We start from the raw sequence: 14,686 nt of genomic DNA, 5'->3' as shown, positions 1-14,686 counted from the left end.
TTAATCTGCATCGATATATTCGATGGTAGATTTTTGTAAAATTTTGTTTCCAATCTTGATGAATGGCGTACTATTATCAATCAACTGTTCAAAGTAATCGTCTAGCGTTTTACCTGTTTTGTCAGTAATTACGAATTCTTGTTGATCGCTGATTAATTTAATTTTTAACTGCATTAAAATTGACCTCCTAATTGTGATTGAATAAATACACGACAAATAACCTGCGCTTCAATCCTCGCAAGTCTGTTCGGTTTTATTTCGATTGTGTGATTTCCTCTAGCTATTTTTCCGCCGGTAGTTTTCCGCAAATAATCAACGATATTAAGCCGCTGTTGGTTTGTGTCGTGTTGAGGAAGTGTTTTCCCATCTACAATTATATCCACGCTATTTGCGCTGTTTGGCGCCTCATATATTCCCCATTCAAGCGGGTGGGTATGATCCGGTAAAGTTACCGTATGTGTATGATTTGGAATAGTAACCTTGTGTGTATGGCTCGGTATACTAACGTTATGACTGTGGTTCGGTATTGGTACGTTATGGCTATGGTTTGGTATTGGTACAGTATGTGCATGAGCTGGTGTGGTGATAGTATGCGTATGTTCCCCGCTAACTTCTCTAGTATATATATCTCTCTTAGAACCACCTAATTGAATGAGTTCTCCACTTCCTGCTTCGTATCGCACATTAGAAGGTATAGGGCCGGCAATATTAGTTTGCGAAAACATTAAATGTCTATGACTTCCACCAGCACTACTTGTTTGAGTACTTTGACCATCAACACTACTTGACTGTGTACTTCCGCCACCTGAAGCACTTGTGGTAACTCCTCCACCCCCTGATGTGCTTGAAACAATACTACCGCCACCAGCACTACTCGTTTGTGTACTCGCTCCACCTGCAGAAGTAGAGGTGACTTTTGCACCACCACCTTTTACGGCTTTAGTGTAGCCACGGTATTTTTTAGTTTTAAACGTCAATTCAACAGTATTTACATGAAATACATCATCATCCAGATAAAACTCTATAATCGCTGGGTAAGCCGCTTCACAGTTATCTTGATAGCTGTAGTTTAAGATATTAGTAGCACCTTGCGAGTATGTTTCGTTTATTTCTTGCTTTCTCCCAAGGTCTGACATCGTGGTATTAATATCACCTTGAATGTTTCCGATTTCTAAATCTAACGCTTGAGGTTGCCCGAATACGTCTGCTTTAGATTCTTTTTTTATTCTTAGGTTAATTGATCCGTATTCGTTCGTGTTAATCATTACGACTGATCCTTGACGTAGTTTATCGATTTCAAGAGGTGCATCAGTTAATTTAATTAAATCAGAAGCTGTTATTGTCCAGCTAACTTTTGGCTCACTCCATTTTTTTAACATGGCCAATGCATTATCTTTTAAAGCTTGATCAATAGTAAAGCGTTGGTCTACCCAAACATATTCAATCAAACCATATTTTTTTATTGATGCTGCGTCTTCCACATAATACTTACCGGCATTCACTGCTTTTATATTGATTTGATTTACACCCTCGCCAGCTCCTAATGGATACACACGATTTACAAGGCTGTTAGGATCTTGATTAATCTGAAAGCCTTCCATATTATAACCCTCTTGAACTCTGCAAACAGGCTCAGTTTTCGGCTTAACTAACGATAATTCAAACGGGTAAACTTGTGTGTTAAATTCCCATATATAATCTTCATCGAAAGCTTTTGGAATACTGAAAAGTGCATCAGCTAATCCATTTTCGTTTTCCCAAGCGTATGAAAAATATCGGGTAAATTCACATTTCTTCAATATCCAATGTTTCACTTTTTGTTTTGATAATACGTAATTGATCACATCAACAGTTTTTTTATTGACTAACTCATGGTAACCAAAAAGGACACTATCAAGCAGTGTCCCTAAAACATGGTATGCAGTGTAATGAATCGTGTAGTTGTTTTTATCCTTCTTTATTTCGGATGGCATGATTCGATACAATCCAATGTATTCATTTTCATTGTCTGTTAGCTCAACCCACTGAAGAGCTTGAATCATCGAATTTTTTGTATCGTACAATGGCATTGTAAATTCTATACTGCCTATTTCATTCTCTATTTTTTCATAACTGACTTTAGTGGCATTCTCTAAAATAGCTGTGTATTCACGGTTTAAATTCATTGTCATTAGCACAGACATCAGCTCCTTTACAGATATCTATTTGGATATTCAATCGTCAGTTTGAAATCACTATCTTTCGCTTGGATATATAATGGTTCATTCGGGTAAATGTAGAAGTCATTCATCGGGCGAATCATTGGTTTTCCGTTTTTAGTAATATTGAACGTTTCAGTGTCAACAACTATGATAGCTTTATCGAAATCGCCTAGATCAACAGTGTCATTCCTCGTTTTAATCCATACTCCACGACCTGTGCCTTTAATTGTGATGACAGGTTTTACTTTCAATCCTTCAACTGTTGGATAAATTTCAATAGGTTTTACTTCCTCGCCATTATCTCCCATTAAATACGCACGATTTTGAAAAGTAATCATAGTTGATCCCCAATAAGCGCCGCCCTCAATTGTAATTGGCATGTCAACAGCACCTGATCCAGTATTTCCCATTAAATAATTAGCCTGAAATGTAATAACTGTAGATCCCCACATTACTGAAGTAGCATCACTTTTGGTATATTTGTACGGATCACCACATCTAATAGTAAAAGTACTAATACACCAATTGACACCAGGCTCTACTGGATCGATTACCGACTTAGTACCTTGAAAATACATTTCAGGCTCATCATTAAACCAAATTTTCACTTCTTTTTCAGTATATAAAGCGACATTTAAACGGTTGAATTTATCCCTAAAATCTGAATCATTATCAGCTTTCAAATAATACTGAACAATAATATCTCTCGGCGGAATTCTATTGTAAATTTGGCGTTCTCCGTCCCTTATTCCTAGTTGCGCATATTCGTTGGCCGTTTCAAATAATTCTCTACCTTGAATATTTAGGGTGCGATAACCTGGAATCAACTCTTCAAGAAATTGACCATTAAAGTTGAGTGCCTCTGTAGGTAATCCTTCAAGGGGAGAAGTGCATTGAAGCCGTTCCAATGGTGATGAAAATTCCATTATCTTCTAAACCCCTTTCTTGCTTGTGCTTTATCTTGTCGAGTTTGTAAGGCTACTGCTATTTTGTCGATATCAGCTTCTTCTCGAACGATGAAAGTTGCCCCTTCATTCATTCCTCTGTAGTCATAAATGACTGAACCCGAATCAATTCTATTATTCGTTACAGAGTTTCGTTTAGCCGATTCTTTCGCATACTTCATGCTGACATCATGAGGAATTACTTGTGTTCCAGATGGCAACATTGCCAACTCTCCACGTCCTCCCTCGTTCATGCGAGCGAATCCTCCTTTAAATGAGGTTGTACCAGATTGTAAATATGGAATCTCTCCGATATTTACACCCTGACCTCCAATACCAGGAACCCAATCCGGAACTTTCAAATTATTTAAGCCACCGATAAACCCATTAATGATACCGATAACTAAATTTATTGGCGTCTTCACAACCGTTACCAATCCATTAAAAATACCTCCAGCTATGCTGACTAATCCTTCCCAAGCTTTACTCCAATTACCTGTAAATACTCCGACGATGAAATCAATTATTCCTGTAAAAATCGGTTTTAAAGATCCATTCCATAGATCACCAATGGCAGAAAACGCCACATTAACCACTTCCTTGATTGTGTTAAAATGGACGGTAAATGCTGGAACTAGAACTGTTTCAATCATAAATTTTATAGCAGCAAAAACTGGTTTTAATAAACTCTCCCACACTTGTTTTATCGCTCCAACGATCGTTGAAAAAACATCGCTGATAATTGGTAAAGCAACCTTCACACCGTCGACTAGCCACTGCACTACTGGAAGGATAGCTTGCCAAACTGGTTTTAATACCGATTCCCACATAGTCTTGACCATATCCCAAGATGTTTGTATTGCTGGAAGAAAAACATTTTGAAACGCATCAACTATGAATGGTATTACTGTATTAACTATCAAATCAAGCATCATATCAAAAACAGGCTTTAACACTGTATTCCACATATCGGCGACTACTTGAAAAACCGTAGTAATAATCTCTTGAATTGATGGCCAAACTTCCGCCATGCTAGTTTTTATCTGTTCCCATAGTTCGAGCATCTTTGTTCTAAACTCTTCATTCGTGGCCATCAAATATGCGAATCCAGCTACTAAAGCAATGATAGCGGCTGTGATCAAACCAACGGGACTAGCTAATAAACCTATAACTTTTATTAAACTTCCAAATCCTGTAACAAGTGGACCTATAATTTTCAAGGCCGGACCAATCCCAATAGCAAAAGCTGCTCCCATTCCTGCGCTCTTTAAAATTAAATTTTGCATAGTTGGTGATAAACTATCAAATTTTGCTTTCAAATCCTTTACGGTAGTAATTACCTTTTGAAAAGATTCACCAAATTTGACCCCTAAATCTCCTGCTATAGCCTCGACAGACCCAAGCTTTGTGTTGAAATCTGCAAGCATAGGTTTTAGTGTAGAGAAGAAGCCTCCACCTTTACCACCAGCATCTAAGAAGTTAGCGCCAATACGACCAATAGAAGCACCGATATTGGCTATCGTTGATTTGAATGAATTTTGCCCCATGATTTGAGCGGCACCACCGATATTCTTTTCAATAGCATTCATAAACATTTCAGATGATATTTCACCAGAAGAAGCCATATCTTTAATATCGGAAGCGGCCACTCCTGCTGCTTCACCTAACCATTGGTAAATTGGCAAACCTCTATCGGACAGCTGTTCCAAGTTCTCAGTCATCGCTCGTCCACTCGTTGTAACTTTATTAACGATTGAACCCATTTCAGACATAGAAGTTCCGGCGATAGCCGCAGCATCCGCAGTTAGCGACAAGTAACGAGTTAATTCTTCACCTTGTTTGACTCCTGCTGCTGTTGCTCCTGCTGCTGTCGTTGCCGCTTCTGCCATCCCAAAGGCTGTACCTTTTACGGATGCTGTGGCGGATTCCATGATTTTATCCACTGTTCCAGCATCATGACCAAGCCCCATAAGTTTCGCTCTGGCATCATCAATACCAGTCAATCGATCAAACCCTTTTACTAATGTAATGCCAGCTAAAGCGCTAGTCGCGACCATAGCTGGCTTAGTAATCTTACTTGTTAGTGTGCTTCCAACACCGCTAATACTTTTACCGATTGATTGCATTTTTGAACCTGCATCAGCTATTTTGCTTTGCAGACTTTCAATAGAACTTTTAGCCTCGGATATCGCACCTTTGAAACCAGAAGAATCCCCGGTGATTTTTGCACTTAACGTATAATCAGCCATCTAGTTTCCTCCTTTCGGTGTTCTAAGTCCGTTAGCGTGGTAAATTTTATCAACCCAAGATTTCCCATCTCGATCTTCAACTTCTATGACAACATCAATTGCTTGCTCATTAAATTCAACATCAGCTTTAGCCTGTTTTTTCTTAAATAATTCTTGAAACTTAGAACCTTTTTTACGCATCGCATTTGAAACAGCGTTAAGGACTGAATCCCTTAAATAAGTGGCATCAGTTATTGTCTTGCGTTCAAATTCTTTGCGAATAAAGGCTTTTTCAACTTCTGTTAGTGCCATGTAATCCGCTTTTGAATAACCAAAATTAACAACAAAAAAAGCCAAATCAATTTCATTTTGATAAGGCTTAGCTAATTCTATTCTTTTTCTTTCTTCTGGTGTATTCGTTGGACTAGTGTCCCAGTACTCGTATTGTACGAGCTCTATCGGAGTAAAAAACCGCAGTCCTCCTGGAACTTTTCAACGATTAAATTATTAACTGTCATTCCGCCATTAGCTTCAATGAAAGATTCAAACATTTCTCTAGCTTTCTTTTGTGGAACTACTTTCAGCCCTTTAGACTCAACTAGACCAAAGCTAAATAATAACTCCATCAACTGAAGCGAAAGAACACCATCATTTTTGACAAGTTCCGCACTCACGGCTTTTCCGCTAGATAACTCAATAGTTTTGATTTTTTGAAAGTTAAATCGTAACTCATAAATCGTACCGTCAACTTCAAATTGACCTTCTTGTAATTCTGTTTCACTCATTAATTTTTACCTCCTGATTTGTTTTCAACAGGCGGAACAGTTTCCCCTGGTAGTTGGTTGGCATCTTTATCAGCTAAATCAACTAACGCGCCCATACCATCTAGTTTGATAGAGTAAGTCATGGCATCGTCAAAAGGTGCCTCAAAAGAATAATCAGTAACGATACATAAACCACCGAACATTCCTTTTTTTGCTTGCATATCCAATACTTTGATACAAACAGGATCATCACCTTCAAAATATTTACTTAACTCTGTATGTGATTCATCTGAACGGACATATAAACCATCGTTATCAATGGACCATTCTTTCATCCCACCGATTTTTGACTTCCAACCGCCTTTGGTGTCTTTTGAAGTGATTTCAATAGCATCTTTTGAGCGGTTGATAGTCAATCCTTGTTGACCTGCAACAGCAAGCAATTTATCTCCTGTAGAGTTAAAAATGGCAAGTAAAATATTCTTACCTGCCACTGCTTTAGTTGCTGCTGAAGACATATCACAATATAATTCATTTTCAAAGCCTGTTACTTCTGGCATATTATTTCCCCCTATATTTTTATTTTGAAGCCATACGTTACAGTTAACGCATAACCTACAACTACATGCCTAACATCTGCCTCGTCTTGTAGAATACGCTGTACTCCTTCGGGTTTCTGCAGTAGCAAGTTATAGCCTTCTGGCAATTTTACAGCTACTGTCATAGCTTCCCGAATTTTATCGGCAATATCAAAAATAGGAACAGAACTTTCGGAACCATCAGCCCAACCATGAATATAGATAATGTATTTATCTTTCCACATTGTTTTTGACGGAACTGGCTCGACTCCTACAACTTCCACATTTACGAATGGAATATCTTGATCTTTAGGGACATAATCTAAGATTGGTATATCTTTAATCGATTGTCTCAGTACATTCAAAACACCTGACAATAAATCAGATAAAGCTAATTGTTCAATCATTAGATCACTCCTTTAATTTATTTTTTAAATCTTGTTTATAGATTTCTTTTTGAGTATCTACGTTACTTTTGAAGAAAAATTGACCCGGAAGAAATAGTCCATTTCTTAATCGATGGCCAAACTCAACATGTGGTCCATAATCCTTTATATAACCAACTTCTTCACCAGTGTATGACATAGATATTCTAAGTTCGCTAGTATCTACCGGTGTTCCTCCTGGCTGTTGTCCTCTGGTGTATATGTCACGCATCTGTTTTTTTTGAACATTAGTCAAATCTAGTTCAGATTTTTTCTGGAGTTCCTGCTCTAATGCAGCCGTCCCCTCCATATGCATTCCCCAGACCATTCAATCACTTCCCATAGGATATAACAGATAGGACACGCCAGCGATCATCATCTTCACCTTTGATATCTTCGATTGAAAATGTTTCGTCTTTTAGAACCAAATGTGAAGCTTGCAAAAGGTATTTCCTATCCAAAGTAGTTACAACCTTTTGCATCTTCTTTGAAATAATACGACTATCTAAAGCAATCTCTTGAACAGTCCAAATGCTTTTTCTACCTTCTCCTGTTTTGAAAGTAGTAAGCTCATACATTGGATTGCCAAGTTTATCCACGCCTGTTTTCTGTTTCTTTTTTAAGATAATTTCAAATAGCCTCACATGAACACCAGCTTCCCAGCGTTCCCTTGATCATCATTCAAATTATTTTTGTAATTAGAAAACTCTCGATCATATTCAGATAAAAGCCCATTAACAAAAGTAACGCTCATAACATCCACATTCTCACTTGAGATGCCCTCATGGTATTTTCTGCGGTACATGGCAAGAACCACGTCAACTGCTATAGAGTTTAACGCTTCAGGAAATGATTCCAACCCTGCGTATAAAACAATACGATCAACTGCTGTCGTGATATATTCATCCACTAAAGAATCCTTGCCCGTAAGTTCGGACTCACGGACAAGAACACGCTCTCTGATAATTTCTTTATTTTCTTTTTTATCAGTCATAAGGAATCAACTCCTTATTTTTCAGGATCTTCTACTTTTTTAGTTCCACCTGCTGGTGGTTCTGTTGAAGGTTCGGCAATCGTTGCTTCCACCACTCCTTCTGGAATTTCCGGGAATAATACTGTCGCATTCATAAATAGAGATTCAAAAGTAGCGTTTTTCAAGGTTTTACCTCTAGTAGCTGAAATATAACCAGTTTCGTCGGTGAAGTCTGCGAAAATACCACCTAAATCAGAAGTTAACATATTTAGATATGCTAAAACGATGTTATCAACTGCTGTAGAATAAATTTTACCCTGTGGGATCGCATTTAATACAATTACATTTGTTGCCCCGAGAAAATTTTTAAGTAACGTCATACCAAACACATTTGATGCATTGGCCAATACGTTTGTATCTCCAAGATAATCAGCTACATCCATTGGGTTTACGAATGAAACAAAATCAGCACCGTCGAAGTCTTCAAAAGTAGTCAAAGTTCCCCAAGATTTTGCTAAAGCTTTTTGTAACCCTATTTCTTGAATTTTTGTTGGTGCAGTTCCTAAGAAAGTAACGAAATTGGATTTAATACCTCCTTGGATTTTGCGTAATAACTTGTTATCTGCTTCATCAATAGCTCTAGAAGCCCCGTGACGTGCAATTGATTCTGCAGAAACTGCTCGGCGCCATTTGTTGAAAACAACTTGGAAAGATTTTCCTTTTTTTCGAGTTGCTTTAGATAGTGGAATATCTTCACCTTCACCTACAGCACCAGACTTTAAATCTGTTTCCCATTTATACATTTGAATTAACAAGTCGGAAGTTAACTCAATTTTTCTTGTGACTCCTAAAAGTGCAAGTAATTCTTCTATTCCTGATTCAAATCTATTCACAAAATCAATGGATTTAATTTCACCCAGATCATCCATAGTAGTTAAATCTTTTTCCGCAAAATATTGCAAGTTCATGTTCATCAATTTATCTTTGTTTGTTTTTGACATATTTTTCATGTGTAATTCCTCCTAATTATCTAAATAAATGAATATTTTCTTTTATTGCCTTTTGACGTTCAGAATCATTTTTAATTGCCATGATTTCTGATTTAGTCATTTGTTTACCTGGTGTTAAGTTAACTCTTGGGGCTGTTCCAGATAAAGCGGCTTTTGTTTTTTCTTCTGCTTTTTTATCAATGAGTGAAATAAATGAATTCACCGCTTGTTGAGTGTCTTCTGCCGTGTCTTTAACAACAAAGTTGAGTATTTCATCATCCGCTGATATAGACGCCTCAGAAAGCATTTTAGACGCTTCTTTTGACATAGCTGTAAAATTATCTTTCTTTTCTAGTTCAGCGATACGATTGAGTAATTTTTGCTTTTCATGTTCGGCTTTTTCATCTTCATTCATAGTTGCTAGACGATCAGCTTCTTTTTGTTTTGCTTCTTGATCCTTTTGCCATTTGGCCTTTTTTCCTTTTACAATTGAATCAATCTCTTCGTTTGTTTTAAGGTCAAGTTTTGTCTTTATTGCTTCGATTTGTTCGTCGGTTAAATCCTCAATGTTTATTTCATTTTGTTCCTCACCATCACCTTCTGTACCAGTTCCTTGTTGATCACCCTCGGAACCACTATCAGCTGCAAAGAATTGTAATTTCATAGACATTAGATTTAAATTTTTCATGATTTATTTCTCCTTTCATACCATTGCTTTTTACGTGAATCAATGCTTGCACTTTCCATTGCTTTTAGAGTCGTCAATGCTTGGACATAATAAAAAGCCCTAACTATTTCTAGGACTAAAAATTTGTTTTATTGTATTTATATTTTCAGTTTGAAAAATCATTTGTTCGCCATCATCGACAATAATCTTGATAAATTTCGGCGGTGCTACTTCAAGTAATTTATCTATCGTTTGACTGTCTATAAGGCATTCGATTTCTTTGAATGTACCTTCTTCTTCGTCCGAACCTTTCCAATATATGAGTTGGTAATATTTAGGCGATTCAAATTGCTGACTCATATTGTTCTCTCAATTCGGACATTCTTTTTTCAATGATTTTCTGCATTGAATTTTTAGTGACTTGGTTGTTTGTTTTTTGCTGTTTCATAATCATTTTTCTTAATTCTGAATCAGAATAGAAAATAGTTGCTTTGCTTTTGCAATTTGCGCATTCAAAATAATTATGTTGAATATCTACATTAATGTTTTCGACTTTCTGAATTAATAGAGTTTTTCCTCCACAAGATTCACAATTATATAAACGTTCATTCATCTTATCCCTCCTCATTCTCAATTGGAACTATTGTTGATCGACAAAAACTATGCATCGGCGGGGCATTAAGCCCAGGTCTATAATCTTTGAACTCAAAGTATTGCTTGTTGAGTTTACGACACGTTTTGCTTGTTCGATCATCAATGATAGCTGTGTATTGGTATCTCAAAATACCGTCTTCCATAAAAGCATGTGCATTGGCTGTGTTCATGAAGAAAGCTGATTCTGTCCAAACTAAACGTTTTGCATAAAATTTACCAGTATCTACACGCTGCATTAAAGACTTGATCATCGCATCATAATTTTTACCAGCAATGATTCCATCTTTGAAATCGTTAATTAACCAATTTCGCAACGTATCTTTATTGTCCCAAATACGATCTGAATAGTTTTTTTCGTTGAACCATTTATCGGATAGAGCTTGTTGAAGTAAAGAATTATTGATACTAAAAAAACTCGAAGCATTCTTCAAGTTCTTCATAGTGGATTCATATCCATATTTATATGACATTTTTAGATATTCGGTCATTAAATCCTGTTCAATCAATCCTAATTCAGCCATTTTCATCCTAATTGACATTTGTAGCCCTTCTAGGCGATTCAACTTATAAATATTTTGTCTGATGGGCAATAAGTTAGCATGTTCTGGATGATTTTGAACGAAACTATCAAAATCTTTGAATATCTCATCACGTTCTGAATCACTTAGTTCCGCCATCATAGTTCTATATTCTAGAATGTCATCTGCTCCATATTTTTGATAATAATAGGCAATTTCTTTCTCTAATTCTCTTTGAATACGATCATATTCTTTGGCTAATTTTCCACTGAACTTTCCATCTTTCTTATCCAAACCAGCCATTAATGCATCTTGACGTTTTTTCCAATAAATCGAGGTCATCTAATTAGTCCTTGATTTCAACAGAATATTGATGTGATGGAATATTCACAGATTCAGCAACTTGTAACATGTCTTTATTTTTATTAAATACCTCTGCAAAGTTCAACATGAAATTTACATGCTCCTTAATACTTAGTTCTGTTTCTATTTTATTTTTTGTCATCATTTTTATCTCCAATCGTACGGCTGAAATTATCAGTTACTGAACCACCTGATTCTTCTTTCATTTGTCGGGCTACTTCTTTAGGATCTCGAATACTTGATACCATAGCGATACGATCTTCAAGTGGCAATAATCCTGCAGCAGCTTGTGCTGTTTCAACTTCACTTGCTGTGTCACGAGGTATGTTTCTGTGGAAAGTGTATTCTAAGTTTATCCACTCATCTTTTTGGCTTGCTGGTATATTAGTAGGCAATTGGAATATCATTTTAAAGCGCTGATTCATTCCGGAAGTGAATTTTCTTTCAGCTGCTAAAGCTAAGTTTTCCATTTCTTGAAGCTTAAAAGATAAGCCTACACCCGAAGCATTTCCGAATGTTTCACTATTTAGGTTCGTTACCATAGCCATTTGATAAATCAAACGTTCTAATCGATCTAACAAATGTTCTTGCGATTGATCGCCATCTGGTTTTTGTAGGAACTCAACCACGATATTTTTTATCTGTTCTGGATCATCAGTTCCAAAGAAGTTGATAATACGGTTATCTCTGATTTTTTGCATGCCTTCTTTATTTAGTTGAACACCCAAAATAGCTAGATAGGCATCTGCAAAATAATCTACATCATTGGCTTTTTCCGAAATCCCTTTATTAAAAGCATTGATCATTGAAACAACATTTTCAAATATGCCTTTTCTTTCTTCATTGAAAATATATTCAATGACTGGAACATCATGATAATAATGTGGTACTTCATTGATTAATTCATATCCACGGTCACCTTGAACAAAATAAATGATTTTGTCACGAGTATAGATTTCACCTTCTAGTCGATTATCATCATTCAGATAATAACGAACTGCAAATAGCTTTCTTTGAGCGATGGATTTGTCATAGACCATAAACATATCTAATGGATCATTGTACGTAATCTGAGTTTGTGCTTCTTCGTCTTGCCACAGGAATTCGTATGCTCTACCAAAAATACTCACCTTTTTAGATAGTTCAGCGTTATTGTCGTTTTGATCATTCAATTTTAGGATCTGATTCACACGCTCTGACAAATCAGGCGAATCATGACTAACACTAATAGGCTTACCGATAAAATAGCCATTAAATGTCTCTGTGATATATTCGGCGAAATTTACTACAATGCGATTATCAGGCTTATATGCATCTTTTCTAGGTTGATCAACAATACTATGCCGACCTCTATACATTTGATTTAACATTTCATAACGTCTTATTTCTTTCTTGTGCAAGTTGATATATTTCGCTAATAATTTATTGTCAATTTCAACATCAGACTTACACGTCATCACTTCTGGCAAAGGAAAATACCAGTCGTTATTGCTTACATACATCAAATTCCTCCTTTCATAAACTGCATACCAATTACTGGTGGTTCGTAGAAAGCCATTATCACCGCTTCGGCTCTATCGGGTGACGGAAGTCCCCTTTTTTTCATTTCTTTTTTGCGTTCAATTAATACTTTCCCTCTTGAACTTAATGAATAGCGCCTAATAGAAAGTTGCCCCATTAAATCATCATCATCAGGCAAAATAATAGACTCAAGAAAATCATCTTTAAACTTGCCGTACATTAGTGAAATGATACCGTCATAATCTTTATTCCCTTTACTGGCAAAATTAATAGGATGGACGGATAACCATTCGAGATCCTCTTCATAGATGATTTCTCTTAATCGGTCTGTAACTCCGCCACCAACACCAGTATCATCAAGTTTGATGCGTATATTATGGCTTGGATAAAGTTCATGCAATTTATTAGCTTCTTTCATTGCCATTCCTACTGTTTTCATTAAGTCTTGACCTTGAAAGCTTTTCAGTGGTAAACAAATAGCGCCTAATCGAGTAGCAAGGACTGTTTCATCATCACCAAATCTGGCAACGTCCAGCCCTAAATCAATAGGCGCATGACTAGGAATGTCATATAGATTTTCTTTTGAATTAATTAGTTCATATTCTTCAGGCAACTCTCGATTGATTGCAGCTTCCACTGCTGATAATGAGATCCAAGCGTTCGGCTCTCCAAGTGGGAAATCACCATAGACACGAACTCGAACAACATCACTTTCTGGACCATAACGGCGAATCAATCTTTCAATATTTTTCTTGTTAGTCCTGGAGCTTTCGAAAGAAGAAACTTTTCTCGTCTTCCAGTCTGCTCGATCTTTATGAAAGGCATCGTAAAAGATTCCGCTTGTTTTAGTCGGGTTGGCCATCATGATAATTTTATTATGTTCACCCGTCAATGTTCCAAGAATAGCCTCCATGATGTTATCATCAATACCTGAAGCTTCATCAACGACAAATAACATATAGTCCTCATGAAACCCTTGCATGTTCTCAGGCTTTGTTGCCGTTCTTGCTGTTGCAAACCAACGTTCTTCGTTGCCAATCATATAGACCTTCGTTTTAGTCCATTTAAGGATGTTCTTGATCTTGGAAGTATTTAGCCATTTAGCAACCTCAGCCCAAAGTACATCATTTAACTGTTGCATCGTTGGTGCTGTACAGATGACTTTCGCATTCGGAAAACAGACCAAATACCACAAAATAATAATCGCCTCGATAGATGTCTTACCAACACCTTGACCAGATCTGATTGCTACTTGTGGATTGTCTCGTACATCGTTCAGAGCTTCAAGCTGCCATTCATCAGGTTCAAAGCCTAACGCTTGCTTAGCGAAGATAACAGGATTTTTACGCCAGATGATAATAAGTTTTTTCATTGCCTTTTTATCCATCTGAAGCACCTAATTCTTTTTCGGCTTCAGCAACCATTTCAGCCCATTCGATGGCATCTGCATTCTTATTATCTTCTGGTTTCTCAAATACCATATTCGCCTTATAAATATGTTCAAGCGCTTGGTTCCGTTCTTTTATACCTGCGGAAAAAGCTTTTTTCTCAGCGTTAATAACTTCATTCGTTTCTGGATCGAATTCTTGAAACTCATATTTCATAGGCTGACCACGGGCGATTGATGCAGAAATAGAAAGAGCTTCTTCAACACTCATTATTCGCTCTTGGTTCGCTTGAGCTGTGATTTTTTTTAAATATTCTCGAATGTGGGGTTTTGTCAGGTTCTCTTTTGCAATATCTCTTGCGGACTTTTTGGAATAACCAGCTTTTATCGCTGCTTGGGTTCCATTCCCAAAATTCAAAACATACTCTTCCGCAAATAATCTTTGTTTTTCTGTCAATTTCGCCATGATCTCAC

20 protein-coding genes are annotated in these 14,686 nt (G+C 36.8%); all 20 read right to left on the bottom strand.

What is annotated here, in order from left to right; all coding sequences use genetic code 11:
• Entirely contained in the window at window positions 1–174 is a 174-nt protein-coding gene (locus A5880_RS12005) for a hypothetical protein (protein WP_167364075.1), read from the bottom strand.
• Window positions 174–2,177, bottom strand: a complete 2,004-nt coding sequence (locus A5880_RS12000; protein WP_086329271.1) for a phage tail protein — start codon at window positions 2,175–2,177, stop codon at window positions 174–176. Before A5880_RS12000 ends, A5880_RS12005 begins: the two co-directional genes overlap by 1 nt.
• Before the next feature lie 14 nt (window positions 2,178–2,191).
• Window positions 2,192–3,127, bottom strand: a complete 936-nt coding sequence (locus A5880_RS11995; RefSeq protein WP_179190337.1) for a distal tail protein Dit — start codon at window positions 3,125–3,127, stop codon at window positions 2,192–2,194.
• Window positions 3,127–5,394 (bottom strand): phage tail protein, encoded by a 2,268-nt coding sequence (locus tag A5880_RS11990; protein ID WP_086329269.1) that lies wholly within the window; start codon window positions 5,392–5,394, stop codon window positions 3,127–3,129. Before A5880_RS11990 ends, A5880_RS11995 begins: the two co-directional genes overlap by 1 nt.
• Window positions 5,395–5,685 carry a phenylalanine racemase gene (locus tag A5880_RS11985; protein ID WP_256924768.1) on the bottom strand — a complete coding sequence of 97 codons (291 nt, stop codon included), beginning with the start codon at window positions 5,683–5,685 and terminating at the stop codon, window positions 5,395–5,397.
• A gap of 143 nt (window positions 5,686–5,828) precedes the next feature.
• Window positions 5,829–6,158 (bottom strand): segregation and condensation protein B, encoded by a 330-nt coding sequence (locus A5880_RS11980; RefSeq protein WP_086329267.1) that lies wholly within the window; start codon window positions 6,156–6,158, stop codon window positions 5,829–5,831.
• The gene (locus tag A5880_RS11975) at window positions 6,158–6,697 is read right to left on the bottom strand and encodes a phage major tail protein, TP901-1 family (RefSeq protein ID WP_086329266.1); all 540 of its coding nucleotides are present in this window, start codon (window positions 6,695–6,697) and stop codon (window positions 6,158–6,160) included. The genes A5880_RS11980 and A5880_RS11975 overlap by 1 nt, the downstream gene beginning before the upstream one ends.
• Before the next feature lie 11 nt (window positions 6,698–6,708).
• On the bottom strand, window positions 6,709–7,122 hold the full coding sequence (locus A5880_RS11970) for a DUF5072 family protein (RefSeq protein WP_086329265.1): 414 nt from the start codon (window positions 7,120–7,122) through the stop codon (window positions 6,709–6,711).
• A gap of 4 nt (window positions 7,123–7,126) precedes the next feature.
• Entirely contained in the window at window positions 7,127–7,468 is a 342-nt protein-coding gene (locus A5880_RS11965; RefSeq protein ID WP_086329264.1) for a hypothetical protein, read from the bottom strand.
• A gap of 4 nt (window positions 7,469–7,472) precedes the next feature.
• Window positions 7,473–7,784: a hypothetical protein gene (locus A5880_RS11960; RefSeq protein ID WP_086329263.1), complete on the bottom strand. Its 312-nt coding sequence runs from the start codon at window positions 7,782–7,784 to the stop codon at window positions 7,473–7,475.
• A complete protein-coding gene (locus A5880_RS11955) occupies window positions 7,781–8,134 on the bottom strand; it encodes a phage head-tail connector protein (RefSeq protein ID WP_086329262.1) in 354 nt (117 codons plus the stop codon). The genes A5880_RS11960 and A5880_RS11955 overlap by 4 nt, the downstream gene beginning before the upstream one ends.
• Window positions 8,135–8,148: 14 nt before the next feature.
• Window positions 8,149–9,123: a phage capsid protein gene (locus tag A5880_RS11950; RefSeq protein ID WP_086329261.1), complete on the bottom strand. Its 975-nt coding sequence runs from the start codon at window positions 9,121–9,123 to the stop codon at window positions 8,149–8,151.
• Between the two features lie 16 nt (window positions 9,124–9,139).
• Window positions 9,140–9,790 carry a DUF4355 domain-containing protein gene (locus tag A5880_RS11945; protein WP_256924767.1) on the bottom strand — a complete coding sequence of 217 codons (651 nt, stop codon included), beginning with the start codon at window positions 9,788–9,790 and terminating at the stop codon, window positions 9,140–9,142.
• Between the two features lie 99 nt (window positions 9,791–9,889).
• Window positions 9,890–10,129 carry a hypothetical protein gene (locus A5880_RS11940; RefSeq protein WP_086329259.1) on the bottom strand — a complete coding sequence of 80 codons (240 nt, stop codon included), beginning with the start codon at window positions 10,127–10,129 and terminating at the stop codon, window positions 9,890–9,892.
• On the bottom strand, window positions 10,113–10,382 hold the full coding sequence (locus tag A5880_RS11935; RefSeq protein ID WP_086329258.1) for a hypothetical protein: 270 nt from the start codon (window positions 10,380–10,382) through the stop codon (window positions 10,113–10,115). The genes A5880_RS11940 and A5880_RS11935 overlap by 17 nt, the downstream gene beginning before the upstream one ends.
• A gap of 1 nt (window position 10,383) precedes the next feature.
• Window positions 10,384–11,283 carry a minor capsid protein gene (locus A5880_RS11930; RefSeq protein ID WP_086329257.1) on the bottom strand — a complete coding sequence of 300 codons (900 nt, stop codon included), beginning with the start codon at window positions 11,281–11,283 and terminating at the stop codon, window positions 10,384–10,386.
• Window positions 11,284–11,287: 4 nt separating this feature from the next.
• Window positions 11,288–11,446 (bottom strand): hypothetical protein, encoded by a 159-nt coding sequence (locus tag A5880_RS11925; RefSeq protein ID WP_179190336.1) that lies wholly within the window; start codon window positions 11,444–11,446, stop codon window positions 11,288–11,290.
• A complete protein-coding gene (locus tag A5880_RS11920) occupies window positions 11,433–12,806 on the bottom strand; it encodes a phage portal protein (RefSeq protein ID WP_086329256.1) in 1,374 nt (457 codons plus the stop codon). The genes A5880_RS11925 and A5880_RS11920 overlap by 14 nt, the downstream gene beginning before the upstream one ends.
• Window positions 12,806–14,197, bottom strand: a complete 1,392-nt coding sequence (locus A5880_RS11915) for a DEAD/DEAH box helicase family protein (protein WP_256924766.1) — start codon at window positions 14,195–14,197, stop codon at window positions 12,806–12,808. Before A5880_RS11915 ends, A5880_RS11920 begins: the two co-directional genes overlap by 1 nt.
• Window positions 14,198–14,204: 7 nt before the next feature.
• Entirely contained in the window at window positions 14,205–14,678 is a 474-nt protein-coding gene (locus tag A5880_RS11910) for a terminase small subunit (RefSeq protein WP_086329254.1), read from the bottom strand.
• Window positions 14,679–14,686 lie beyond the last annotated feature (8 nt).

It is taken from the genome of Enterococcus sp. 4G2_DIV0659 (assembly GCF_002140715.2).
Classification (GTDB): domain Bacteria; phylum Bacillota; class Bacilli; order Lactobacillales; family Enterococcaceae; genus Enterococcus_L; species Enterococcus_L mansonii.
This window is presented reverse-complemented; position numbering and strand designations above follow the sequence as displayed.

Excerpts from the sequence above, each read along its gene's own strand:
- A5880_RS11935 (WP_086329258.1), bottom strand. The coding sequence starts at position 10,382 with ATGAATGAACGTTTATATAATTGTGAATCTTGTGGAGGAAAAACTCTA.
- A5880_RS11950 (WP_086329261.1), bottom strand. The coding sequence starts at position 9,123 with ATGAAAAATATGTCAAAAACAAACAAAGATAAATTGATGAACATGAAC.
- A5880_RS12005 (WP_167364075.1), bottom strand. The coding sequence starts at position 174 with ATGCAGTTAAAAATTAAATTAATCAGCGATCAACAAGAATTCGTAATT.
- A5880_RS11925 (WP_179190336.1), bottom strand. The coding sequence starts at position 11,446 with ATGACAAAAAATAAAATAGAAACAGAACTAAGTATTAAGGAGCATGTA.
- A5880_RS11970 (WP_086329265.1), bottom strand. The coding sequence starts at position 7,122 with ATGATTGAACAATTAGCTTTATCTGATTTATTGTCAGGTGTTTTGAAT.
- A5880_RS11955 (WP_086329262.1), bottom strand. The coding sequence starts at position 8,134 with ATGACTGATAAAAAAGAAAATAAAGAAATTATCAGAGAGCGTGTTCTT.
- A5880_RS11910 (WP_086329254.1), bottom strand. The coding sequence starts at position 14,678 with ATGGCGAAATTGACAGAAAAACAAAGATTATTTGCGGAAGAGTATGTT.
- A5880_RS11915 (WP_256924766.1), bottom strand. The coding sequence starts at position 14,197 with ATGAAAAAACTTATTATCATCTGGCGTAAAAATCCTGTTATCTTCGCT.
- A5880_RS11980 (WP_086329267.1), bottom strand. The coding sequence starts at position 6,158 with ATGAGTGAAACAGAATTACAAGAAGGTCAATTTGAAGTTGACGGTACG.
- A5880_RS11920 (WP_086329256.1), bottom strand. The coding sequence starts at position 12,806 with ATGTATGTAAGCAATAACGACTGGTATTTTCCTTTGCCAGAAGTGATG.
- A5880_RS11985 (WP_256924768.1), bottom strand. The coding sequence starts at position 5,685 with ATGGCACTAACAGAAGTTGAAAAAGCCTTTATTCGCAAAGAATTTGAA.
- A5880_RS11940 (WP_086329259.1), bottom strand. The coding sequence starts at position 10,129 with ATGAGTCAGCAATTTGAATCGCCTAAATATTACCAACTCATATATTGG.
- A5880_RS11945 (WP_256924767.1), bottom strand. The coding sequence starts at position 9,790 with ATGAAAAATTTAAATCTAATGTCTATGAAATTACAATTCTTTGCAGCT.
- A5880_RS11975 (WP_086329266.1), bottom strand. The coding sequence starts at position 6,697 with ATGCCAGAAGTAACAGGCTTTGAAAATGAATTATATTGTGATATGTCT.
- A5880_RS11995 (WP_179190337.1), bottom strand. The coding sequence starts at position 3,127 with ATGGAATTTTCATCACCATTGGAACGGCTTCAATGCACTTCTCCCCTT.
- A5880_RS11930 (WP_086329257.1), bottom strand. The coding sequence starts at position 11,283 with ATGACCTCGATTTATTGGAAAAAACGTCAAGATGCATTAATGGCTGGT.
- A5880_RS11990 (WP_086329269.1), bottom strand. The coding sequence starts at position 5,394 with ATGGCTGATTATACGTTAAGTGCAAAAATCACCGGGGATTCTTCTGGT.
- A5880_RS11965 (WP_086329264.1), bottom strand. The coding sequence starts at position 7,468 with ATGGTCTGGGGAATGCATATGGAGGGGACGGCTGCATTAGAGCAGGAA.